The organism is Acidovorax sp. GW823-FHT01C06 (assembly GCF_058798375.1).
The window spans coordinates 1-24195 of the sequence record NZ_JBXAKN010000002.1; the positions used below are offsets into that span (position 1 = coordinate 1).

Consider the following 24195-nt stretch of genomic DNA (forward strand, 5'->3'; position numbering starts at 1 on the left):
ACCCCATCATCACCCGAACCTCCAGCGCCCCGCATCTCTGCAGCACCGCCTCAGTAGCGAAGCCCTCGACTATAGCACCAATTTCAGAGAGGCAGAAGAAAGTCCGTGAAATTTCAGAATTCGCAGCCCTCTCTACACACGCCACTTCTCAAGCAACTTGTCGGGGCTCAGGCTGTCATAGCCTTCAAAGGGTTGATGAATCCAGGGGTTTGTCGGCAGAAACTCCACAGAGTAGTCCGCAGAGAACGTAGACAGACCCTTCGTCCAGATCACCGCACTGCGCAGTTCGGTGATCGGAGCATAGTTGGTCTTCAACATATTGATCACGGCATGCAGAGTGTGGCCGGAGTCCGCAAGATCATCGACCAGCAGCACCTTACCAGCGATCTCACCCTTGGGAGTTGTGATGAAGCGAGCGATATCCAGATGCCCCTGCACGGTGCCGGCTTCGGCACGGTAGGAGCTGGTGGACATGATGGCCAGGGGCTTGTCGAAGATACGACTCAGGATATCGCCGGGACGCAACCCGCCCCGTGCAAGACACAGGATCGTGTCGAACATCCATCCCGACTGATGCACCTTGAGGGCCAGCTTCTCGATGAGGCTGTGATACTCGTCATAACTGACATAGAGGTGTTTGCCGTCTTCGGTCAACATGAAATGGCTCCTGGATGTATAGCTGTAGAGACGAGGGTCAAAGGCAATCAGCCAGCGACATAGGGATGGCGCATCATGATGGTGTGATCCCGATCCGGACTAGTAGAAATCATGTCGATCGGCACACCTGTCACCTGTTCGATGCGCTCCAGGTAGCGCCGGGCACTTTCCGGGAGCTTGGCATAGTCGGTCACACCAACGGTGGAGTCACTCCACCCTGGCAATGTCTCGTAGATAGGGGTGCAGCGGGCGATGTCTTCAGCCCCCATGGGCAACAGATCAATGCGTTCGCCATCGAGCTCATATCCCGTGCAAAGCAACAGTTCTTCGAGGCCATCCAGAACGTCCAGCTTGGTGATGCACAAGCCAGAGAGGCCATTGACCTGCGCACTGCGCTTGAGCAATGCGGCATCAAACCAGCCGCAGCGGCGGCTGCGTCCAGTAGTCACGCCCTTTTCAGCACCCACCGTGCTCATGTGGTAACCCGGCGTACCTGGCACTTCCCAGTCCAGCTCGGTGGGAAATGGTCCCCCGCCTACGCGGGTGCAATACGCTTTGGTGATGCCAAGGATGTAATGCAGCATGCCAGGCCCCACGCCGGATCCCGCCGCTGCGTTGCCGGCCACGCAGTTGCTGGAGGTGACATAGGGATAGGTGCCATGGTCCACATCCAGCAACGTACCTTGTGCACCTTCGAACAGGAGATTGGCGCCTTCGCGGTGGGCATCGTTCAATTCACGTGACACATCGGCCATCATGGGCTTGAGCAATTCGGCATGGCGCATCGCCTCTGCATAGACCACGTCAAACTGAACCTTGCCATCCTGGATGTACGGCTTGAGCGCATCACCAAACACGAACGAGCCGGAGCGGAGGTACGTCGTGAGGGTATGGTTGTGCAGGTCCAGCAACTCACGCAGCTTGGCTGCAAACCGCTCTGGGTATTTCAGGTCCTGCACCCGCAGTGCGCGGCGGGCAATCTTGTCTTCGTACGCGGGACCAATACCCCGGCCTGTTGTTCCAATCTTCTCCGTACCGCCCTGCTCGCGCGCGGCTTCACGCGCCACGTCAATGGCAGCATGGAAAGGAAGGATCAAGGGACAGGCCTCGCTGATGCGCAGGCGTGACCGCACTTCAACACCCGCCTTCTCAAGGCCTTCGATTTCCTCGAACAGTTTGGCTGCCGACAGCACGACGCCGTTGCCGATGTAGCACTTCACCCCGGGTCGCATGATGCCGCTGGGAATCAAGTGCAACGCAGTCTTGACCCCATTGATCACCAGCGTATGGCCAGCGTTGTGCCCGCCTTGAAAACGGACCACGCCTTGGGCACTCTCTGTCAGCCAATCAACCAGTTTGCCCTTGCCTTCGTCACCCCACTGGGTCCCGACCACCACTACATTGCGACCTTTGGTTGCTTTCATCTCAAACCCAATTCAATTTTCAATTGCTCAAACAGCCTGCACGACCCACCGGCCCGCAACCTGCACCAGTTCCCGGTCGCAGTGGAACTCGTCCACTTCGCTCTCATGCCCCGGCAGAACGCAGACCACCGTCTCACCCGCCTTGCGGAGTTTGGCGATGGCCGCATTGACCTCATCGGACTCCTCCCATGGGGCCCGGATCGCCGCCTTCAACGCACGCGGCGACACTACGCCGACCACTTGCTTGAGATCCAAGCTGAACCCTGCCGCGGGGCGGTTTCTGCCGAACACGGCCCCCACTTCGTCATAGCGCCCACCTCGGACCAACGCATCGCTTGCACCCGGTGCATAGATCGCGAAACGTGCACCGCTGTAATACGCATAGCCACGCAAATCGGCCAGATCAAACGTCACGGTAGCCCCCTCCAACCGGGTAGCAAGCCATTTCAAATTTGATAGCAGCAGGGGAATGTCGGGAAAGTGCTTGAGCGCTTTTTCAGCCTCATCCAACACAGCCTGATCTCCATACAGCTGCAGCAGCGCCAGCAAACCTTTGCGAGACTTCTCGGGGAAAGCGCGGGTCAAAGACACCAATTCGCCAGCGTCCTTGGCAGCCAGCGCGGCATGGATGGCACTCAACACCTGGGCATTCAGCGGCACGCCAGCCAGCAGGCTGCGCACAATCCGCACGTCCCCCAGGTCGATCGTCGTGCCACGAACGGCCGCAACCCGCAGGCACTCCCGGGCCAACTGCAAAGCCTCGAGGTCCGCCTCCAGCCCGGCATGCCCGTATATCTCCGCGCCGAACTGCAGGGGCTCGCGTGTGGCATGGGGACGGTCAGGCCGGGTGTGCAGTACGGGGCCGCAATAGCACAGCCGAGCAACCCCCTTGCGATTGAGCAGGTGCGCATCGATGCGGGCCACTTGGGGGGTGGTGTCCGCCCGCAGCCCCATGGAACGCCCGGAGAGCTGATCCACCAGCTTGAAGGTCTGGAGGTCAAGCGCCTCGCCAGTACCTGTCAGCAAGGATTCGAGATGCTCCAGCAAAGGAGGCATCACCAGCTCATAGCCATAACAACGGGCTGTATCAAGCAGCCCGCGACGCAATTCTTCGATGTGCCGCGCTTCGGACGGCAAGACATCGGCAATGTGATCCGGAAGGACCCAAGCAGACATGGAGAAAAGGGGAGGCTGTTAAAACCGTGATTCTACCGGGAGGAGAGCGAAGGCCCGAGAGACTCCACCGCCAGGACTCCAAGCCCAGGTCAGAACCACAGCATGGCAACACCGGCAACGATGGCCAGCAATGCGAAAAAACGTATCTGGCCATCCTGCAGCAGTGCAATCTGGGAGACCGCACGCCGCCAGCCCTGTGGCGATAGGAAGGGCAATAGCCCTTCAATCACCAGCACGAGGGCCAGAGCCGCCCAAAGGCTGTCAAAAGTCACTGCGGCAAGCTACCAACAGCCAGGGCGGGGAAACTCACTTGCGTGCCGCGGCGGCAGGCGCCGTGGCCGAGGTTCCGCCTCGGAAAGTCTTGAAGAATTCCGAAGACGAGGGATCGAGGACCATCACGTCGGTCTTCTTGTTGAAGCTGGACTTGTATGCCTCCAGGCTGCGGTAAAACTGGGCAAACTGTGGGTCCCGGCCAAAAGCCTCGGCGTAGATGCGCGCTGCTTCAGCATCGCCTTCACCCTTGATCTTCTGGGCATCGCGGTAGGCATTGGCAATCGCTATCTCACGCTGACGATCTGCATCCGCCCGAATTTTTTCGCCCTCGGCCGCCCCTGTGGAGCGCAGTTCATTGGCGACACGCTTACGCTCAGCCTCCATGCGCCGGTAGACCGATTCCGTGATGGCTTCCACGTAGTCGACGCGGGTAATGCGCACATCCACCACGTCCACACCCCAGGGCTTGGCCCCGCGAACGGTCTCGAGCACTTCGCGCTTGACATCTGCCATCAGCGCCTCGCGTTTGAGAGACAGCAGTTCCTTGACAGTGCGCTTGTTGATTTCCTCCTGAAAGGCATTGCGCACCACCCGATTGAGCTGCATGGCCCCGGCGCTTTCGTCCAACCCCACATTGCGGATGTACTCCGTGGGTTCAGAGATGCGCCAGCGCACATACCAGTCGATGACCACACGCTGTTTTTCAGCCGTCAGCATGGGTTCTGTATCGCTGCTGTCCAGCGTCAGAAGACGCTTGTCGATATACGACACGTTCTGGAAAGGCGGCGGCAGCTTGAAATTCAACCCCGGCTCGGTAATCACTTCCTTGATCTGCCCCAGCGCGTAGAGCACGCCAAACTGGCGCTGGTCCACCACGAAAAGCATGGAACTCATGAGGGCCAGCACCACCAGGAGGGTAGATGCAATAAATCCGACTCTGTTCACGAGCAGCTCCTAGCGAGATTCACGATCGCGTGTGCGACTGCTGTCACGCGCTCGGGGGTCATTCGAAAAAGTGGACGAAGGCACGGCAGGCACCACCGCCGGCGCGGGCGCAGCGGCAGCCGGAGCATCCAGAGGCCCTGCTCCGCTCGCCACGCCTTGCATGATCTTGTCCAGGGGCAGATACAGCAGATTGGAGCCCTGGCGCGACTCGACCAGCACTTTGGTCACATTGCCGTAAATCTGCTGCATGGCCTCCAGGTACATGCGGTCACGGGTCACCTGAGGCGATTTTTGGTATTCCGCCAGAATGGAAGAGAAGCGTTGCGCATCGCCTTGCGCCTGCGCAACAATCCGCGCCTTGTAAGCTGCCGCCTCCTCATTCAAGCGCGACGCAGAGCCCACTGCACGCGGGATGACATCATTGGCGTATGCCTGCGCTTCGTTCTTGGCCCGCTCGCGCTCCTGCCCTGCTTTCAGCACATCGTCAAACGACGCCTGCACCTGTTCAGGTGGACGCACCCCCCCCTGCTGCAGGTTGATTCCAACAACTTCGACACCGACCTTGTAGCGGTCAAGAATGGTTTGCATGAGCGCACGGACCCGCGGCGCAATCTGGTCACGCTCTTCGGCCAAGGCCGTATCCATGCGCATCTTTCCTACTACTTCGCGAACCGCCGTTTCGGCGGCCTGTACGACTGCATCCGACGGATTCTTGCTTTCAAACAGCCAGGCGCGTGCATTACTCAAGCGGTACTGCACGGCAAACTTGATCTCGACGATGTTCTCGTCTTCGGTGAGCATGGCCGACTCGCGCAGGCCGGTGCTCTTGATGACGCTGTCCCGGCCCACGTCGGCGGAGCGAATCTGGGTCACGAAAACAAGCTCGTGGCGCTCGATGGGGTATGGCAATCGCCAGTTGAAACCCGCGCCCACCGTACTCTTGTATTTGCCAAACTGAGTGATCACGGCCTGCTGGCCTTCCTGGACGATGAAGAACCCTGTCCCCATCCAGATGACAAACACAATCCCGGCGATCAGCCCCACACCAACGCCTGCACTCTTCATGTCGGGTTGGAACCCGCCGCCCGAACCGCCACCGTTGCCCGGCCCGCGCCCGCCACCGTTCTTGGATCCGAACAATCCGCCCAGCTTACGGTTCAGGTCGCGCCACAGTTCGTCGAGATCCGGCGGCTGCCCATTGCCCGGGCGCTGGTCACCCCCCCGGTTTCCCGAAGGCGGGGGAGCGGGGCGGTCCTCTGGGCGTGCGCCATCATCGGACTTGTTGTCTTCGCCGCGTCCCCACCGGGGATCGTTCAGGTTGAACATGCCCCGAATACGTGCTGGCAGCGAAGTCCAGCGTAGGGTGCGATTTTGGAAATTCATGCGCAAAGTCTCTGGTTCTCTGGATGGCATCGGTAATGCTGGCATTGTGCCCAATCAGGGCTCGGACCCTGGCAATTCAATGGCGGCACCAGGGGTCATGCCTTCTTGAGCCGCGATCACCACCCTGGATGCAAGCGCCTGACGAAGCGTGTCCAGCCCTTCGCCGGAGCGCGCGCTCACGAACAGGCGCTGGAACAATTGCCCATCCACATCGTACTGATCCTCCAGAAGCGGGGGACGTTGCTCCGCCTGCAGAGCATCCAGCTTGTTGAACACCAATATCTGAGGAATATCCGCAGCCCCGATCTCATGCAGCACCTTCTGGACCTGCGCCATCTGCTCCGGAAAGCCCGGATTGGAGGCATCCACCACGTGAAGCAGCAGATCCGCATCAATGGCCTCCTGCAACGTCGCCTGGAATGCATCCACCAGGCCATGGGGCAGGTCGCGAATGAATCCCACCGTATCGGAGAGGGACACCGATCGTCCTGCATCGCCCAGATACAGTTGGCGCGTTGTCGTGTCCAGCGTGGCAAACAGTTGGTCTGCGGCATAGGCACGGGCCTTCACCAACGCATTGAACAAGGTGGACTTGCCCGCATTGGTGTAGCCGACCAATGAAATATTGAAGGTGTCGCGCCGCTCCCGTTGCCGCCTCTGGGTGGACCGCTGCCGCTTGACCTTGACAAGACGCTCGCGGGTGCGCTTGACGGCGTCGCCAATCATCCGGCGGTCGAGTTCAATCTGCTTCTCGCCAGGGCCACCACGTGCGCCAATCCCACCCGTCTGACGCTCCAGGTGAGACCATCGACGCACGAGGCGGGTGCTGAGGTACTGCAGTCGCGCGAGCTCCACCTGAAGCTTGCCCTCATGGCTGCGGGCGCGCTGGGCAAAAATCTCCAGAATCAGCAGCGTGCGGTCGTTGACGGGAAGCTCAAGGTGACGCTCCAGGTTACGTTGCTGGGCCGGGCTGAGCGATTGATCGAACAGCACCTCTACCGCACCGTGCATCTGTGCCGCAGTGCGAATTTCGTCTGCCTTGCCACTTCCGACAAACAAGGCCGCGTCCGGGGCCTTGCGTTTGCATGTCAGGCGGCCAACCGGGTTCATGCCCGCCGTCTGTGCGAGCAAGCCCAATTCCTCGAGATCGCCATCAAAATGGGGAAAACCAAAGTCCACCCCCACCAGCAGCACCGGGGTGCCGTCCACGCGCGAAGATGTCATCGCATGCAAATCAGATGGCCTTCTCGCACCATCCGTGCAAGAAGCGAAGACCGGTTCAGAAACAACAACTCAAGCGTTGCTGCTATCTGCATCAGGGGTGTCGGCGGTGGAAAAATTGACGGCGCGACCTGGCACGATGGTGGAAATAGCGTGCTTGTAAACCATCTGGGTCACTGTATTGCGCAGCAACACCACATACTGGTCGAATGACTCGATCTGCCCCTGCAGCTTGATTCCATTCACCAGATAGATGGAAACAGGAACATGCTCCCGACGCAGCGCGTTGAGGAAGGGATCTTGCAAAAGCTGGCCTTTATTGCTCACGATATTCTCCGTGTTCAAAATGTTGTTGTAAACCAGCACCTTACCACAGCCCGAAGGGCAAATCGGGCTGGTAGTGCATGGCCCTTCAGGGCTCCAGCCTTTGGATCAGGCCTCGTCCTTGTCGGCAAAAGGATTGTGGGAGGTTTTCATTTCTATCCGCAGCGGCGTGCCCACCAGATCAAACTCTTTGCGGAAGCGTCCTTCCAGGAAGCGCTTGTAGGCATCGGTGACATGTTCGAGCGAATTGCCATGGATCACGATCACCGGCGGGTTCATGCCCCCCTGGTGTGCATACCGCATCTTGGGGCGGAACATGCCTGCCCGCTTGGGACTTTGGAACTGCACAGCCTCCAGGAGCAGGCGTGTAAGCACCGGCGTGGACATTTTGCAGGTTGCCGCCTTGTGCGCCTGGGCGATCGACGTCCACAGCGGCCCCAGCCCCTGCCGCTTCTTGGCGGAAATGAAATGCATCGAGGCAAACTTCAGAAAGGCGAGCCGGGTCTCGATGGACCGTTCCAGCAACTGGCGCTGGTAGTCGTCCACGGCATCCCATTTGTTGACAGCCACCACCACGGCCCTGCCGCTTTCAAGGATGTAGCCTGCGATGTGCGCATCCTGATCCGTGACCCCCTGGGTCGCGTCCAGCAGCAGCAGAACCACGTTGGCCGATTCAATGGCCTGGAGAGTCTTCACGACCGAAAATTTCTCGATCGCCTCAAACACCTTGCCCTTGCGGCGCAACCCCGCCGTATCGACCAGCTCGAAGCGTTGGCCATTGCGCTCGAATGGCACGGTGATGGCATCCCGGGTCGTGCCCGGCATGTCAAACGCGACAAGGCGCTCCTCGCCAAGCCAGGTGTTGATCAGCGTCGATTTACCGACATTGGGCCGCCCTGCGACGGCAAGCTTGATGATGCTCTTGTCGGAGCCGGCCTCGGAGTCGTCCGGTTCAGGAAGCTGCAGGGGTTCCAGGGCGATATCAACCAGACTGCGGATACCCTGCCCATGCGCCGCGGACACGGGATACACCTCGCCCAGCCCCAGCTCATAAAACTCTGCCAGCTGCACACCTTCCAGCATGCCCTCCGCCTTGTTGGCGACCAGCACACAGGGTTTGCCAAGGCGGCGCAGGTAGTTTGCAATGTCATGGTCCTGCGCAGAAACGCCGGCACGTGCATCGACCACGAAGATGACCACATCGGCCTCGGCAACGGCCTGCTGCGTCTGCTTGGCCATCTCCTTGTAGATGCCACTCGATGCATCAGGCTCGAAGCCCCCTGTATCGATGACGATGTACTCGTGCTTGCCTTGCTTGCCATTGCCGTAATGCCGGTCCCGCGTCAGCCCGGCGAAATCCGCCACGATGGCGTCGCGAGACTTGGTCAGACGGTTGAAAAGCGTGGACTTGCCGACATTCGGACGCCCGACGAGGGCGATAACTGGCTTCATTGAATAAGATCCATCAATCAGGACGGAATCCGTAGACGCCACCGTTTCGCGTGACCACCACCAGCGTATCGGCAGCGACAGCGGGCGCCGCAGCTATGCCGGATGCATCGGTGGCAATGCGGTTAAGCGGAGAACCGTCCGCACGGGAAAGCAGATGAACGAGGCCTGCATCGTCCCCGACCACCACCGAGCGTCCCAGCAGCAAAGGCGCTGTCAGTTTGCGGTGCTTGAGCCTGTCCGTCGCCCACAGGCGTGAGCCGTCGCTGCGGCGCCACGCAATCACCGTGCCATTGCTCTCGGCCCCGAACAGCGCTTCGCCATCGCCGTGCACTCCATCGGCTCCACTGGCCGGCTGCGTCCAGGCCACCGCGCCTCTGGCCGTATTGACGCAACCCACAGCCGACTGGAAGGCCCGTGCACAGACGGAGTCCCCTACCCGGCTGGTACGGCCGACCAGTTCCACCAGGCGTTCGACATCATTGGTACCGCGCGAACTGGCCAGCGGCGCCTCCCAGCGAACGCTGCCGTTGTCCGGGTTCAAGCCCACAAGGCGGCCGGCAAAACCCGCCACCAAGGTATCTCCCACAGCCAGGAGCACGCCGGCTTGGCGCAAGACCAAGGGGTCTCCAGGGCGCTGCTGGCTCCAGAGCTTGCGCCCCGTCACAGCATCGTAGGCGGCCAGCGACCGATCCGTCGACAGCACAAAGACACGCCCGCCAGCAACCAGGGGGGGCGTGAATACCTGCGCAGCCAGGGATTGCCGCCACCGCTCACGGCCGGCATCCAGAACAATCAACGTGTTGCTGCGGGACACGACAGCCGCAGACTTTCCATCGCTTCCCACACCCGCGGACAAGGGCTCGGCCAGTGCGGTGCGCCATACGTCTCCACCGGTGCGCGCATCGATCGCAGCCACCACACCGTCAGCGGATGCCACGGTCACCACATTGCCTGCGGAGTGGACCTCCAGCGGAAATCCTCCAACATTGCCGATGCGCGCTGTCCATGCCTGCCGCACACCCAGGACAGCGACATTGGCCCCCAGATCGGCAGGTACGGGTTTGGAGCTGCTGCCACTCCACAGCGAACACCCGGCCAACGTGGCGACCAGCACCGCGGACGAAACGCCACGCAGCAGCATCCGCCCGCCCGGCGTGTTGTTTGCACAAATGAACGCCATGGTTATTTCACCCCTTCCACAGGAGCAGCCGCAGCCACCGCGATACCCTGCGGCGAGACCCCCAGGGCACCAAGCTTGATTTCCACGAGGCGCCGATACTCCACACTCTCCTCGAAGGCCTTGTATGCCTTCGCATACTCCGCGATCGCCTCTGTGCGCTTGCCCTGCAGGGAATAGATATCACCCTTGCGATCTGCGAACACCGCTTCAAACTCAAGGGGAGTGCTGCCAGACACCTGCTTGAGCGCCTCATCGTAGTTTTTCTGGTCCATCAGCACGCTGGCCAAGCGCAACCTGGACAGCGCCTTGAGGCCATCATCCCCGGACTGGGCGGCCACCCAGGCCAGCGCTTCTTTCGCGCCATCGGCATTGCCGGCATCCACCATCGTCTTGGCGAGCGCGAGGCCGGCCTGGCTGGCCTGCGTAGTGCCCGAATACTTGGCCTTGAGGTCGGCAAACGCCTGCGCCATGCGCGCTTGATCCCCCGTCCGGGCAGCCACGTCCACGGCATCAAAGAGCGCCGCGGCCTGGCTCGCCTGGCGGTTTTGCCAATACTGGTATCCGTTCCACGCAACCAGGGAGCCCGCCACCAGAATCAGTACCGAACTGATGAGCGTGCCCCAGGTGTTCCAGAAATGCTTGAGCTGGTCAAGCTGTTCTTGTTCTTCGAGATCTAGGTGATTTGCCATGGAATATGTTCTGTTTAGCGGTTGGATTGTAGGTGGGACACCCATTCGACCAGTGAGTCCAGCGGTTGCTCGGCCTGCGCTCCGACACCATCGCGCAAGGACTTGACAACAACCATCCCTCGGGAGAGCTCATCGTCGCCAAAGACCAGTGCATGCAGCGCGCCGCTCGCATCTGCCTTCTTGAACTGGGACTTCATGCTGCCCATTCCTTCACCGCCTGCGGGCGCAGCATGCATCTGCACACTGACGCCGAGCTGCCGCAGGCGCTCGATGGCCGCAACCGCCACCGGCAACGCCGCCGCCGAGGGAATCACCGCATACACATCGGGAGCCAGCGCCGGCAATGCGCTGGCCTGCTCCTTGAGGAGTTCGAGCACACGCTCAACCCCCAGCGCCCAGCCCACCGCTGGCGCAGCCTTGCCACCAATCTGACCGATCAGGTAGTCGTAACGGCCGCCGCCACAGATCGTGCCCTGCGAGCCCAATTGGTCGGTGACGAACTCGAACACGGTCAGGTTGTAGTAGTCCATGCCCCTGACAAGGCGCGGATTGACGGTCCATGCGACGCCATTGGCACTCAGGATGGACTTCACTGCGTCGAAATGCGCGAGCGACTCTGGCCCCAGGAAATCGATCAACCGAGGTGCGGCCTCCACGATGGCCTGCATGGCGGGGTTCTTGGTATCCAGAATGCGCAGGGGGTTGCTGTGCAAGCGCCGGCGTGCTTCTTCGTCCAGCACATCGGCATGCTGCTCGAGGTACGAGATCAGCGCAGCACGATGGGCCTTGCGTTCATGGGGCTCGCCCAGGCTGTTGAGCTCCAGCCGCACATTCTGAAGCCCCAGTTCACACCACAGCGCCTGGGCCAGCAAAATCAGTTCCGCGTCGACTTCGGCGCCCGGAAAACCCAGCGCCTCGGCGCCAATCTGATGGAACTGGCGATACCGCCCGCGCTGCGGACGCTCGTGGCGGAACATGGGCCCCATGTAGTACAGGCGCTTGCCCCCGTCGTACAGCATGGAATGCTCGGCCACGGCGCGCACGACGCCTGCCGTCGCCTCGGGGCGCAGGGTCAGGTGCTCGCCATTGAGACGGTCCTCGAACGAGTACATCTCTTTTTCAACAATATCGGTCACCTCGCCGAGCCCCCGCACAAAAAGCGGCGTGGGCTCGACGATCGGCGTACGGATATTGCGGTAGGCGTAGCGCGCCATCAGGCCCCGGACCTTGGCCTCCAGCCACTCCCAGCGGGCAGATTCCGGAGGCAGGATGTCATTCATGCCTTTCACGGCCACCAGCTTTTCCGGCTTGGGCGAGGTGGCGCTTTTTTCGTTACTCACAGCTGTTCTTTTCTTATCCAATTATTTTGAGAGAGCTTCCTTGCGGCCCCAATGCGGGGGCTGAGCAAGGGCTGTCGGCGCGGATGCAGCGGGTCAGGCGGCGGGAACCGCGGCACCGAAACGCTTTTCAATGTACTGCTCGACGATCTGATGGAACTCATTGGCAATGTTCTCGCCGCGCAGAGTCAGGGCCTTTTCGCCATCAATGAACACAGGGGCCGCAGGCGCCTCACCCGTACCGGGCAGGCTGATGCCGATGTCTGCGTGCTTGCTTTCGCCAGGACCGTTGACGATGCACCCCATCACGGCGACGCGCAGATTCTCGACGCCGGGATAACGAACCCGCCATACGGGCATCTGGGCACGCAGAAAATCGTCGATCTGCTTGGCCAGGTCCTGAAAGGTCGTGCTTGTGGTGCGGCCACAGCCCGGGCATGCCGTGACGCTGGGGACAAACACACGCAGACCCAACGCCTGCAATATCTCGGAGGCGACCACCACCTCCTGCGTGCGCGCCTCCCCGGGCTGGGGCGTCAGGGACACGCGAATGGTATCGCCGATGCCTTCTTGCAGCAGAACCGACAGCGCGGCTGCCGACGCTACCGTGCCCTTGGTTCCCATGCCCGCCTCCGTCAGCCCCAGATGCAGCGCATAGTCGCAGCGGCGTGCGAGCTCACGATAGACGGAAATCAGATCCTGCACTCCACTGACCTTGCACGACAGGATGATCTGATTGCCATCCAGCCCCATCTGCTCGGCCCGGCGGGCGGACTCGATGGCCGACGTGATGAGCGCCTCATACATGACCTGGCGCGCCTCCCAGGGCGAGGCCCGGCGGCTGTTGGCGTCCATCAGGTCCACCAGCAGATCCTGATCGAGACTGCCCCAATTCACCCCGATGCGCACCGCCTTGTTCCACCGCATGGCGGCATCGATCATCTGGCCAAACTGCCGGTCCCTCTTGTCACCCTTGCCGACATTGCCCGGATTGATGCGGTACTTGGACAGCGCCTGTGCGCAATCGGGAAAATCCGTGAGCAGCCGGTGCCCGTTGTAGTGAAAGTCCCCCACGAGCGGCACACTTTCTCCCATCCGGTCCAGTTGTTCCCGGATATAGGGCACCGCCGCCGCGGCCTCGGGGGTATTCACGGTAATCCGCACGAACTCCGAACCCGCCTGCGCCAGCTCCTTGACCTGTATGGCCGTGCCGATGGCGTCCACCGTATCGGTATTTGTCATGGATTGCACGCGCACGGGCGCATCGCCGCCCACCGTCACGACACGGGATCCCCACACGATCCTGGCTTGGCGTGAGCGCCGAGGCAAAGGGGATGCAATCGCAATGGGCCCCATATCACCAGATACCTGTTCCACTATTTCACCTCGAAGCGAGCAACGTTTTCACGCGACACAGTCGTCAGGTCGAAAGGCTTGCCGCGCACGAAGACCTCCGTCACGTCCGCGCGTCCGATGACAACTGCCAAAGGCATCGACCCGGCGACCGACACCGATTCGCCCGCGACCAGATTGCGCTGCAGTGCTACCGCGCCTGCGGAGTCCCGCACCTGCACCCAGGATTCACTGCGCGCGCGCAGCACCAGCGCACCCGCAGGGGGTACGGCTGCGCTGGCGGCCGCCACCGGGGCCGATGCAACACCATTGGCAGCCGCGGGCGCGGCTGCATCGGGGCGCCCCGCCGCAACTGGCGCGGGGCTCTCCGGCTTGCGCTCGGCAACGCCGGTCGCGGCACTCGATACTTCTGTGGGTGCGGGGCTGGCCTGAGGTTCCGCGATGACCGAAGGAGCGGCCGTCACCGGGGCAGGTGCCTGCACTGCGCCTGTCGTGCTCGTCGCCCCGTCCTGCTGGCGGGGAAAGAAAACAAGGACGAGAGCTCCCACCAGCAGCGCCAGCACCACCAAGGTGACGGACCGCGAAGTGGATCCCGAAAAGGACCCCGAGGACGAAGACGACTTGCCAGAACCGCCCTTCACGGGTGCATTGAGACCGGCGCTGTCCGTGGCCAGACGCGGACTCTTGCTTTGCGGCAACAGCGACAGGACGGGCGCAGGATCGAGCTTGAGTGTCCTGCAGATGCTGGATGCCAGCGCCCGCACAAACACCGTATCAGGCAGCGCCTCGTAGTTGTCGGCCTCCAGCGCCTCCAGCTTGCTGACCGGCACCTTCAGCGCCACGGCCAAGGCGGCAATGTGCATGCCGGATGCCTGCCGCGCTTCCCTGAGCAATCCACCCGCCGTCATTCCACCACTCTCCAGAACCTCACTCATTGAAAGCCCCACGCTCGTATGCCCCCAGTTCCCGCGAATCCGGGAAACGCTTGCGCAACTGTTCCGCCAGCTGCTTCATGGCCACGGAGTCACCCAGGCCACGCTCCACCTTGATTCCGAGCCACAGCGACTCGGAGTTGGCAAACTGGCTGTTGTTCAGCCGCCGGATATAGAACTGGGCGCGGGTCAGCTCGTTGCGCCGCAACAAAAGCGCAGCCAGGTGGTAGCCCACCACGGGGTTGGCGGCATCCAATTCATAGGCCTTGAGCAGTGACTGCTCGGCTTCGGCGAACTGACCGGCCCCCGACTGGCAAAGCCCGCGTGCCATGAGTGTCTTGCTGCGCGCGGTGTAGGAAGGATTGGCCAGCGCCCGCCCGAATTGCTGGTCCGCTTCTGCGTACTTCTGCTGCTGGCAGAGCAACCAGCCGTAGTTGTGCAACAGGTTGGGATCGTTCCCCCTGAGCGCCAGCGCCCTGCGAAAACTGTCGTCCGCCTGCGCAAAATCGTTCAGCCGCATGTAGATGAGGCCGCGCAGGTTGAAGGCGTCGGAATACGTGGGATCGGCCGCCAGCGCCTGCTTGACTTCATCAAGCGCCACGGCGGTCTGGCCGTTCTCGAAATAGTTGGATGCAAGCTCCAGGCGGATGCGGGCACGGCGCCGCGTTTCAGGCTCATCGGACGGAGTGACCAATCCCGCATTGGTATCCACGGTGGACATGCTGTTGTTGGTCGCACACCCCTGCAGTACGGACATGCATGCGAGCACGCCACATGCCGTGAGTGTCCAGCGGCCAAGTTGCTGCCAGCTTCCAACCAATCCCACCATGTAGAGCCTCCTTGAAGTATGCCGATTGCTTGCTGATCAAGTCACCGGTTTGAGCACGATTGTCCGCTGCTTTGCCATGCGCTCGGCGGCCCGTGTGCGATCCTTGACATCTCCCGCGAGCTGGCCACAGGCCGCGTCGATATCATCTCCCCGGGTCTTGCGCACCGTTGTGACAATACCTGCATCGCTCAGGACCTTCGCAAATGCAACCACCTGATTTTGCGCAGATCGCAACAGCCCCGATGCGGGAAATGGATTGAAGGGAATGAGATTGAATTTGCAGCGCACCCCTGCGCCACGGGCGGGCTTGACCAGCTCGATCAGCTGCTGCGCATGCTCCAGCTGGTCATTGACGCCATCGAGCATGCAGTATTCAAAAGTGATGAAATCACGCGGTGCGTGCGCCAGATAGCGGTTGCAGGCCTCCAGCAGCTCTTCGATCGGATACTTGCGATTGAGCGGTACCAGATTGTCCCGCAGCGGATCGTTGGGCGCATGCAAAGACACGGCCAGGGCCACCGGGCAATCCTGCGAGAGGCGGTCCATCATGGGGACCACGCCCGACGTGGATACCGTCACCCGCCGCCGCGACAGACCATACCCATGGTCATCGAGCATGACGCGCAAGGCGGGCACGAGCGCCGAGTAGTTCTGCAGCGGCTCGCCCATCCCCATCATCACGACGTTCGAGATCACCCGATCTTCGGACTTGAGGCGTTTGCGCAAGGAATGCTCTGCAAACCACAACTGCGCGACGATCTCGCCCGTGGTCAGATTCCTGCTGAAACCCTGATGCCCCGTGGAGCAAAAGCGGCACCCCACGGCACAGCCGGCCTGGGAGGAAATACACAGCGTTCCGCGGTCATCCTCAGGAATGAAGACGGCTTCCACCGCATTGCCATCCCCCACGTCGAACAGCCACTTCACCGTGCCGTCCGAGGAAACATGCTCTGAGATGACCGGCAAGGCCTCGACGCGGGCGCAACCCCTGAGCTTGTCGCGCAGGGCCTTGGCCAGATCGCTCATGGCGTCAAAGTCGCTGGCGCCGCGCTGGTGGATCCAGCGAAACAGCTGGGTGGCGCGAAACCGCTTTTCGCCCAGTTGCTGGCAGAAAGCAGCCAGGCCGTCGAGGTCAAATTCCAGCAGGTTGGTGGTGGTCATCGCGCCCTTCCAGTGACGGGCCGAGCGCGGTCGTCCCCATGGCGCAGGTGTCCCACGATTGCGGGAACAGGCATGGGGAGCACCATATCAGCGCGAGTAGATGTTCAGGCCGGGGAAGAAGAAGGCCACTTCTGCCTGGGCGGTTTCAGCTGCGTCGGAACCATGCACTGCATTGGCATCGATGCTGTCAGCGAAGTCGGCGCGGATGGTGCCGGCTTCTGCCTTCTTGGGGTCCGTGGCGCCCATGAGTTCGCGGTTCTTCAGAATCGCATTTTCACCTTCCAGGGCCTGGATCATCACGGGGCCGGAGATCATGAAGTCCACCAGGTCCTTGAAGAAAGGACGCTCCTTGTGCACGGCGTAGAACTGCTCGGCTTCCAGGCGCGACAGGTGGGCCATGCGTGCAGCCACGACCTTGAGGCCGGCAGCTTCAAAGCGTGCATAGATCTGACCGATGACATTCTTGGCCACTGCGTCGGGCTTGATGATGGAGAGGGTGCGTTCGATTGCCATGTTGATTTCCTGAATGGATGATGTTGCTGTAATTCGTTTGCCCACTGGACAAAGCCCTCGATTCTAACCGGGCAGACCGGCGCAGCGTGCGCTCAGCGCCCGCCGCCCCCGCGGCGAGGGCCGCCTCCGCCGGGGCGCCGCTTGTCCTGGCGGTGCCGCGAGAGGCTGTCCATGCCGATATAGCCCACCGAGGTCTTCATCGGATCCGGCTGTGCCGCCCCGCGCTGGCGGTCACCGCCGCCGGCATTGTTGCCGCGGGCCTGACCTTGTTGTCCATTGTCACGGCGGGGTTTCTGGCCGCGGGGGCCGCCCGGCGCCCCCTGCGACATGTCGCGGCGCGGGCCGTCGCCCACGCGGGGCCCGTTGCGCCCCCGGTTGCGCTTGTTGCCGCCGCGCCCGCCCGCACCCGGCCCCTCTTCCAACCGGCCTTCGGCCGGAGCCTCCGGCCGTCCGGCACCGGCGGCCTGGACCAGGGCGCGGATGTCACTCTCATCGAGTTCCAGCCAGGCGCCGCGCTTGAGCCCGCGCGGCAGCACCATGGCGCCGTACCGGATACGGATCAGCCGGCTGACCGCATGTCCCACAGACTCCAGCATCCGGCGCACCTCGCGGTTGCGCCCTTCGGAAATGGTGACCCGGTACCAGCAGTTGGAGCCTTCGCCGCCGCCATCCTCGATCGATCCAAAGGATGCCATGCCATCGTCCAGGCGCACGCCATCCAGCAGCTTCTGCTTTTCTTCGTTGCTCAAGGCGCCCAGCACCCGCACGGCGTACTCGCGCTCCAAGCCAAAACGCGGGTGCATGAGCTTGTTGGCAAGTTCGCCGGAGCTGGTAAACAGCAGCAGGCCTTCGGTGTTCAGATCCAGGCGCCCGACAGACTGCCACTTGCCCTGCATGAGCCGGGGCAGCTTGCGAAAGACAGTGGGCCGGTTCTGGGGGTCGTCATGGGTCACCACTTCGCCCACCGGCTTGTGGTACGCGATCACGCGCGCTGGCGGCGGGTCGATCCGGTAGCGGATGGGCTTGCCGTTGACCTTGACCTGGTCTCCGAACTGGATGCGCTGTCCGATATGGGCAGGTTCGTTGTTCACGGAGATGCGCCCTTCCAGGATGAGTTGCTCCATCTCGAGCCGCGACCCCAGCCCCGCCTGGGCCAGCACCTTGTGAAGCTTGGGCGTTTCCACCTGGGGCAGCAATACGCGCTTGGCGGGAACGGCGTCGGCCGACGCATCATCCTCATCGAAGCGGCCCGACACCACATCCTCGAACTGATAGCCATCCACCGCCGGCGCCGCCTTGCGCCTGTCGCGCCCGGCACCTTCGGGGCGTTGGGGCGGCCTGCCGCCGGGCTGGCCCTGGTTCCTGCGGCCGCCCTGCCCTGGCTGGCCCGCAGACTCAGAGACTTCCGCATGCGCCGCCGCAGCCTCGGCCTCGGGCCCTGCAACCACCTGCGACGAGGAGGGCGCCTCGGGCGACAACTCCGCAGCTGTCACGGGCTCCACCTCAGAAACGGCCTCGGGGGCCGCCGAAGCGATGGCGTCGCCAGCAGCACTTTGCTCCTCGGCAACCACAGCCACCGGCACCGCCTTCTTGCGCGGGGCGCGCTTGGCAGCAGGTTTCTTCGGCGCCGCAGCCGCCTGCGCAGGCGCAGCCTCCGGCAGATCAGCCGGCATTTCGGGGGTCGAATCGTTCATCAAGTATTTCCCTGGATACCACCCGGGGTATCGGCATCGTCGTCGCGGAGATCCGTCTCCGCATTCTGAAAAAAGTCTTCCACGGGCAGCACCGCATCCGGCGCCGCGCCCGGTTCTGGCGGCTGTTGGCCCGGGCCGGGCTCCGATGGCGCAGCGACCAGCTCCGCTGCCGGTTCGGGCTCCGGCTCTATCACCCCTTGGGCGGCAGCGGCCATGGCCTCCAGAACATTGGCATTGCCGGTGGGATCATCCAGCACCGGCAACTGGTCCAGCGACTGCAGCCCCATGTCATCCAGAAACTGCCGCGTGGTCGCAAACAGCGCCGGACGCCCCACCGTTTCCCGGTGGCCGATGACCTCGACCCAGCCCCTGTCTTCCAGCTGCTTGACGATCAGGCTGTTGACCGTCACCCCCCGGATGTCCTCGATATCACCCCGCGTCACCGGCTGGCGATACGCAATGATCGCCAAGGTTTCCATGGTGGCCCTCGAATAGCGCGGCGGCTTTTCGGGGTGCAGCCGGTCGAGGTACTCGCGCATCTCGGGCCGGCTCTGGAAACGCCAGCCCGTGGCCACCTGAACCAGCTCCACGCCACGCTGCGTCCACTCCAGCTGCAGCTCCTGCAGCAATACCTTGAGCGTGTCCGACCCCAGCGCGTCATGGAACAGCACCCGCAGCTCGCGCAAAGGCACAGGCTGCTGCGCGCAGATCAACGCAGTTTCGAGGACCCTTTTGGCATCCACCGTGTTCATGGTTCAGCGATTCCTGGAAAAGTGCCACGCGTTGCAACGGGTGTCACATCAACAGCAGGGGGCAATCAATGGCGCGCTGTGCAAGGGTGCTGGCGCGACGCAAGAGCCCGGCGGGATTCCGTCTTCGGGCTGGGGCCAGTCTGGCCGTCAGGGCGCATTGTAGCCCAGCCCCCATGACGAGAGGGCCTGGCAGATGTCCTGCGGCACCGGCGCCCGGAATTCCAGCGCCTCGCCGGTCACCGGGTGCGAGAAGGCCAGGCGGTAGGCATGCAGCGCCTGCCGCTGCAGGCTGCCGACCGGCGCGCCGCCATACAGGCCATCCCCCACCAACGGATGCCGCAAGGACGCCATGTGCACGCGGATCTGGTGCGTGCGGCCCGTATGCAGGGTGCATTGCACCCAGCAGCCCTCGTCCGCGCCAGCGAGCCACCGGATGTCGGTGCGCGCAAGCTTGCCCGCATGGGTCGCCAGGTCGACGACCGCCATGCGAAGGCGGTTGCGCGGATCCCGGCCAATGGGCGCTTCCACCGTGCGGATCTTGGGACCCGACCATGCGCCGTGGGCCATGGCCACGTACTGCCGCTGCACCTTGCGCTCGGCAATCAATGCGACCAGCGCGTCCATGGTGGCGCGGTCGCGGGCAACGACCATCAGCCCGCTGGTGTCCTTGTCGAGCCGGTGCACGATGCCCGCGCGCGGCACGGTCAGCGCCTTTTCGTCGCGGGCGAGCAGGCCGTTGAGCAAGGTGCCGCTCCAGTTCCCCGGCGCGGGGTGTACCACCAGGCCGGCGGGCTTGTTCACCACCAGCAGATGGGCATCCTCGAACACCACGTCGATGGACATGGACTCAGGCCGGAAGGCCTGGCTCTGCAGCGTGGGCCGCATTTCCAGCACCACCTGATCGCCCGCCTTCACGCGCGCTGCCGCCTTGGGAAGCGGCTTGCCATTGAGGCTTACCAGCCCCTGCGCCAGCAGTTGCTGCAGGTAGCTGCGGGAAAACTCGGGCACCAGATCGACCAGCGCCCGGTCCAGCCGCACGCCATGCTGTCCGGCCCCGATGTGCATGGAGCGAAGCTCGCTCCCGGACTCGTCCGCCAGCCCTTCCGACTCGTCGGCCAGCAGCTCATCCGCTGCCCCGGCCAATTCCCGCGCCATGCCCGTTGCGCCCATTGGCGGCGAAGCCACGGCGGAAATCAACGTGCAGGCAGGTAGCGCGACGGGTCGACGGGCTTGCCTTGCCGGCGGATTTCAAAGTGCAGCTTGACGCGGTCGGCGTCGGTGCTGCCCATCTCGGCAATTTTCTGCCCCTTGCGCACGGACTGGTCCTCCTTGACGAGCAGGGTCTGGTTGTGCGCGTACGCCGTCAGAAAGGTGTTGTTGTGCTTGAGGATGACCAGGTTGCCGTATCCGCGCAGCCCCGCGCCCGCATACACCACGCGGCCGTCGGCGGCGGCCAGGACCGGGTCTCCCGCCTTGCCAGCAATGTCGTATCCCTTGTTGCGCGCCTCGTCGAACCCGGCGATCAGCGAGCCCGGAGCGGGCCAGATGAATGCCATGTCGTCTTCCGCGGCACCCGACGACGGTGTCGGCGTTGCCGGCGCGACGGCCACCACGGGGCCGGAGGCCGCCGAGGTGGCGGGCTTGGCCGCGCTGGCCGGGGGCACGGCCGCACTGGCGGGATTGGCGGGCGTCACCGTCGAGGAGGTCACCGGGCGGGTGACCACGCCGCTGTCGGCGGCCACGGCCTGCGAGGCGGGCGCGGGCGGCGCCACGCGCAGCACCTGGCCCACTTCGATCAGATTCGCGTTCTCGAGGTTGTTCCAGCGCGCAATGTCTTTCCAGCTCTGGCCCGACTCCAGGCCGATGCGAATGAGGGTATCTCCCGGCTTGACCGTGTAGTAGCCTGGTTTTCCGGCATTTTCCGCGCCGGGCAGCGGCTTGAGGGGTGTCCCCACCACCACGCCGGGCTGGGCCGCTGGCGGAGGCGCGGAGGACGAGGAGGATGTGCCCCGGTCTTCCACAGGAGCCTTGTTCAGCCGGGTGCCGCAACCGGTGAGCGCAAGCCCCGCCAGCGCCACGGTAAACCCAACCACAAGACCACGCGATACGAACATAAGCATTTCCCTTCAGGCAATCCCCGATTTTAGGGGGACAAAATGTACGGGCTCGAGCACGTTTTGTTTCAATCCGTGCGGGGTTTTGTCGATCACCAGCAACATCTGCTGCCCGCCTGCCACCGCCATGGGCGCCACCAGCCGCCCTCCGACCGCCAGCTGGTCGCACCACGCCTGCGGCACGGCATCCCCGCCCGCGGCGGCGATGATGGCCGCGTAAGGCGCGCCCTTGGCGTAGCCCAGCATGCCGTCCCCGAACAGCAAGTGGACATTGGCCAGGCGAAACGGGCGCAGGTTGTGGCGCGCCTTGTCGTGCAGGCCCCGCAGGCGCTCCAGGGTATAGACCTCGCGCGCCAGGTGGCTCAGCACGGCCGCCTGGTAGCCGCAGCCCGTGCCGATCTCCAGCACACGTCCCAATCCGCCCGCGCGCGCGCCTTCGGCGCCCAGCAGCAACTCGCACATACGGGCCACGACGTTCGGCTTGGAAATGGTCTGCCCAAGGCCAATCGGCAGGCTGGTGTCCTCATACGCCTGGTTGACCAGCGCGCTGTCGACAAAACGATGGCGCTCCACGGTGCCCATGGCGTGCAGCACCGCCGGCGACGTGATGCCTCCGGCCGCCAGCTTGTGCACCATGCGCGCGCGCACCGCCGCCGAATCCAGCCCCACCCCCACCGGCGCCGCCGCCGGCTGGCGCGCGGGCGGAGCGACCGGGGCGGGCCTGGCGGGAGAAGGTCCAGATCCTGGCAACCTGGCAGGGAATCCGGGGCGGCGCTGCATCACGGTCCCGGCGCCCCGGCCACGCCTGCCACAAGGCGGGACGCGGTCTGTGCCCAGTAGCCTAGGTTGTCGTGGTCCGTCAGGTCCACCTTCAGCGGCGTGATCGACACGTGGCCTTGCGCCGTGGCATGAAAATCCGTGCCTTCCGCATCGTCCTTGGCGGCCCCCGCGCTGCCGATCCAGTACATCGCCTCGCCCCGGGGGCTTTCCTGCACGATCACCCGCTCGGCCGCGTGGCGGCGCCCCAACCGGCACAGCTTGAGGGGCTGCAGCGCCTCCAGCGGCATGTTGGGAATGTTCACATTCAGCAGCCATGGGGTCTCTGTCACGAGACGCTGGGCCCGCATCTGCGCGACGATCTCGCGCGCCTTGGCCGCGGCCGCCTCGATCTCGCCCCAGCCCTTGTCCACCTGCGAGAAGGCAATGGCGGGGATGCCGAACAGATAGCCCTCCATCGCCGCGCCCACGGTGCCGGAATAGATGGTGTCGTCGCCCATGTTGGCGCCGTTGTTGATGCCCGACACCACCAGGTCGGGCCGGTAGCCAAGCAAGCCGGTGAGGGCGATGTGCACACAGTCGGCGGGCGTGCCGTTCACGTAGCGGAAGCCGTTGTGCGCCTGGTGCACGTACAGCGGCGAATGCAGGGTGAGCGCATTGGACTTGGCGCTGTTGTTGTGCTCTGGCGCGACCACCTCGACCTCCACCCCGTCGAGGGTCTTGAGCGCATCGTGCAGCGCCACGATGCCGGGAGCCTGGTAGCCGTCGTCGTTGGAAATCAGAATTTTCATGGTTGCAGAAGGGGTTGCAACGGATTGTAGGTGGCGTGCCCCGGGCCCTGCCTTGCACAACGCAGGCGCAGGCCGTCGCTCGTGGGACATCGCGCCCCGGCAGGCCCCGCCTATCATGCGTCCCACATTGACAGGAGACTTTTCCCATGCACGCTTGGCTTTGCACCAACCCCGTCGGCGTCGACGCCCTGGCCTGGACCGAACTGCCCACGCCCACGCCCAAGGCGGGCGAGGTGCTCATCGAGATCAAGGCAGCCAGCCTGAACTTCCCCGACCTGCTCATCGTGCAGAACAAATACCAGATGAAGCCGCCACTGCCCTTCGTGCCCGGCTCTGAATACGCGGGCGTCGTGGCCGCCGTGGGCGACGGCGTGACGCATCTGAAAGTGGGCCAGAACGTGGCCTGCCTGTCGGGCACGGGCGGTTTCGGCACCCACACGATCGCGCCCGCGGCGCTGTGCATGCCCCTGCCCGACGGCTTCTCGCACGTGGATGCTGCAGCCTTCATCATGATCTACGCCACGTCGTACCACGCGCTGGTGGACCGCGCCCAGCTCAAGGCCGGCGAAACGGTGCTGGTGCTCGGCGCCGCCGGCGGCGTGGGCACCTCGGCCATCCAGATCGCCAAGGCCATGGGCGCACGCGTGATCGCTGCCGCCTCCACCGACGAGAAATGCACGCTGTGCACCTCCATCGGGGCGGACGCCACCATCAACTACAGCAAGGACAACCTGCGCGAATCCATCAAGGCGCTCACCGACGGCAAGGGCCCGGACGTGATCTACGACCCGGTGGGCGGCGACTTTGCCGAGCCCGCGTTCCGCTCCATCGCCTGGCGCGGCCGCTACCTGGTCGTGGGGTTTGCGTCCGGCCCCATCCCGGCCCTGCCCTTCAACCTGGCGCTGCTCAAGGGTGCCTCCATCGTGGGCGTGTTCTGGGGCGACTTCGCCAAGCGCGAACCCAAGGCCAATGCCGCCATGATGGGCGAGCTGGCGCAGTGGTATGCCCAGGGCAAGATCAAGCCCGTGATCGACCGCACCATGCCCATGGCGGAGCTGCCCGCCGCCTATGCGCACATGGGTTCGCGGGGCGTGATGGGCAAGCTGGTGATGGTGAACTGAGCCTGTGGCCCGCCGGGCGCGCCGCCCGGCTTCATCCAGGCCCCGGGAATCCGGCCGCTGTGTCACACTCGCGCATCCTGCTTCTCCCTGACACTGG

The 24195-nt window shown here is 63.5% G+C and carries 24 protein-coding genes; 1 reads left to right on the forward strand and 23 read right to left on the reverse strand.

Annotation, left to right across the window (positions count from 1 at the left end; translation table 11 throughout):
* Positions 1-132 precede the first annotated feature (132 nt).
* From AC1RCS_RS05630 to surE, 23 genes are all read right to left on the reverse strand, one after another.
* The gene (locus AC1RCS_RS05630; protein WP_218295346.1) at positions 133-657 is read right to left on the reverse strand and encodes a phosphoribosyltransferase; all 525 of its coding nucleotides are present in this window, start codon (positions 655-657) and stop codon (positions 133-135) included.
* 47 nt (positions 658-704) lie between these two features.
* Entirely contained in the window at positions 705-2081 is a 1377-nt protein-coding gene (locus AC1RCS_RS05635; RefSeq protein ID WP_218295347.1) for an adenylosuccinate synthase, read from the reverse strand.
* A 27-nt stretch (positions 2082-2108) separates the two neighbouring features.
* Positions 2109-3257 carry an ATP phosphoribosyltransferase regulatory subunit gene (locus tag AC1RCS_RS05640; protein ID WP_492244011.1) on the reverse strand — a complete coding sequence of 383 codons (1149 nt, stop codon included), beginning with the start codon at positions 3255-3257 and terminating at the stop codon, positions 2109-2111.
* Positions 3258-3346: 89 nt separating this feature from the next.
* Entirely contained in the window at positions 3347-3529 is a 183-nt protein-coding gene (locus AC1RCS_RS05645) for a DUF2065 domain-containing protein (protein ID WP_492244012.1), read from the reverse strand.
* 34 nt (positions 3530-3563) lie between these two features.
* Positions 3564-4475, reverse strand: coding sequence for a protease modulator HflC (gene hflC / locus AC1RCS_RS05650; RefSeq protein ID WP_218295350.1), 912 nt, complete (start codon positions 4473-4475; stop codon positions 3564-3566).
* A 9-nt stretch (positions 4476-4484) separates the two neighbouring features.
* Entirely contained in the window at positions 4485-5858 is a 1374-nt protein-coding gene (gene hflK, locus AC1RCS_RS05655) for an FtsH protease activity modulator HflK (protein WP_492244013.1), read from the reverse strand.
* Positions 5859-5912: 54 nt separating this feature from the next.
* On the reverse strand, positions 5913-7082 hold the full coding sequence (hflX, locus tag AC1RCS_RS05660; protein WP_492244014.1) for a GTPase HflX: 1170 nt from the start codon (positions 7080-7082) through the stop codon (positions 5913-5915).
* Positions 7083-7151: 69 nt separating this feature from the next.
* Positions 7152-7406 carry an RNA chaperone Hfq gene (gene hfq / locus AC1RCS_RS05665; RefSeq protein ID WP_218295353.1) on the reverse strand — a complete coding sequence of 85 codons (255 nt, stop codon included), beginning with the start codon at positions 7404-7406 and terminating at the stop codon, positions 7152-7154.
* A 105-nt stretch (positions 7407-7511) separates the two neighbouring features.
* Positions 7512-8855: a ribosome biogenesis GTPase Der gene (gene der / locus AC1RCS_RS05670; RefSeq protein WP_218295354.1), complete on the reverse strand. Its 1344-nt coding sequence runs from the start codon at positions 8853-8855 to the stop codon at positions 7512-7514.
* 13 nt (positions 8856-8868) lie between these two features.
* Positions 8869-9996: an outer membrane protein assembly factor BamB gene (gene bamB / locus AC1RCS_RS05675; protein WP_218295794.1), complete on the reverse strand. Its 1128-nt coding sequence runs from the start codon at positions 9994-9996 to the stop codon at positions 8869-8871.
* A 41-nt stretch (positions 9997-10037) separates the two neighbouring features.
* The gene (locus tag AC1RCS_RS05680) at positions 10038-10724 is read right to left on the reverse strand and encodes a YfgM family protein (RefSeq protein WP_492244015.1); all 687 of its coding nucleotides are present in this window, start codon (positions 10722-10724) and stop codon (positions 10038-10040) included.
* Between the two features lie 14 nt (positions 10725-10738).
* Entirely contained in the window at positions 10739-12004 is a 1266-nt protein-coding gene (hisS, locus tag AC1RCS_RS05685) for a histidine--tRNA ligase (RefSeq protein WP_492244244.1), read from the reverse strand.
* Positions 12005-12157: 153 nt separating this feature from the next.
* On the reverse strand, positions 12158-13417 hold the full coding sequence (gene ispG / locus AC1RCS_RS05690; protein WP_492244245.1) for a flavodoxin-dependent (E)-4-hydroxy-3-methylbut-2-enyl-diphosphate synthase: 1260 nt from the start codon (positions 13415-13417) through the stop codon (positions 12158-12160).
* 20 nt (positions 13418-13437) lie between these two features.
* Positions 13438-14349, reverse strand: a complete 912-nt coding sequence (locus AC1RCS_RS05695; protein WP_492244016.1) for a helix-turn-helix domain-containing protein — start codon at positions 14347-14349, stop codon at positions 13438-13440.
* Positions 14342-15175: a type IV pilus biogenesis/stability protein PilW gene (pilW, locus tag AC1RCS_RS05700; protein WP_218295357.1), complete on the reverse strand. Its 834-nt coding sequence runs from the start codon at positions 15173-15175 to the stop codon at positions 14342-14344. The genes AC1RCS_RS05695 and pilW overlap by 8 nt, the downstream gene beginning before the upstream one ends.
* Positions 15176-15211: 36 nt before the next feature.
* The gene (gene rlmN / locus AC1RCS_RS05705; protein ID WP_218340260.1) at positions 15212-16336 is read right to left on the reverse strand and encodes a dual-specificity RNA methyltransferase RlmN; all 1125 of its coding nucleotides are present in this window, start codon (positions 16334-16336) and stop codon (positions 15212-15214) included.
* An 87-nt stretch (positions 16337-16423) separates the two neighbouring features.
* Complete coding sequence (gene ndk, locus AC1RCS_RS05710; protein WP_008905954.1) at positions 16424-16849, reverse strand: nucleoside-diphosphate kinase; 426 nt, start codon at positions 16847-16849, stop codon at positions 16424-16426.
* Between the two features lie 92 nt (positions 16850-16941).
* A complete protein-coding gene (locus AC1RCS_RS05715) occupies positions 16942-18543 on the reverse strand; it encodes a pseudouridine synthase (protein ID WP_492244017.1) in 1602 nt (533 codons plus the stop codon).
* Positions 18543-19295: an SMC-Scp complex subunit ScpB gene (gene scpB / locus AC1RCS_RS05720; RefSeq protein ID WP_218295360.1), complete on the reverse strand. Its 753-nt coding sequence runs from the start codon at positions 19293-19295 to the stop codon at positions 18543-18545. Before scpB ends, AC1RCS_RS05715 begins: the two co-directional genes overlap by 1 nt.
* Positions 19296-19442: 147 nt before the next feature.
* Positions 19443-20450: an RluA family pseudouridine synthase gene (locus AC1RCS_RS05725; RefSeq protein ID WP_492244246.1), complete on the reverse strand. Its 1008-nt coding sequence runs from the start codon at positions 20448-20450 to the stop codon at positions 19443-19445.
* A 38-nt stretch (positions 20451-20488) separates the two neighbouring features.
* Complete coding sequence (locus AC1RCS_RS05730) at positions 20489-21409, reverse strand: peptidoglycan DD-metalloendopeptidase family protein (RefSeq protein ID WP_218295361.1); 921 nt, start codon at positions 21407-21409, stop codon at positions 20489-20491.
* Between the two features lie 12 nt (positions 21410-21421).
* On the reverse strand, positions 21422-22189 hold the full coding sequence (locus AC1RCS_RS05735) for a protein-L-isoaspartate(D-aspartate) O-methyltransferase (protein WP_492244018.1): 768 nt from the start codon (positions 22187-22189) through the stop codon (positions 21422-21424).
* A complete protein-coding gene (gene surE, locus AC1RCS_RS05740) occupies positions 22189-22977 on the reverse strand; it encodes a 5'/3'-nucleotidase SurE (protein WP_218295363.1) in 789 nt (262 codons plus the stop codon). The genes AC1RCS_RS05735 and surE overlap by 1 nt, the downstream gene beginning before the upstream one ends.
* Before the next feature lie 146 nt (positions 22978-23123).
* Between surE and AC1RCS_RS05745 the strand changes: the two genes are divergently transcribed.
* Positions 23124-24098: an NADPH:quinone oxidoreductase family protein gene (locus tag AC1RCS_RS05745; protein WP_218295364.1), complete on the forward strand. Its 975-nt coding sequence runs from the start codon at positions 23124-23126 to the stop codon at positions 24096-24098.
* The last annotated feature ends 97 nt before the right edge of the window (positions 24099-24195 follow it).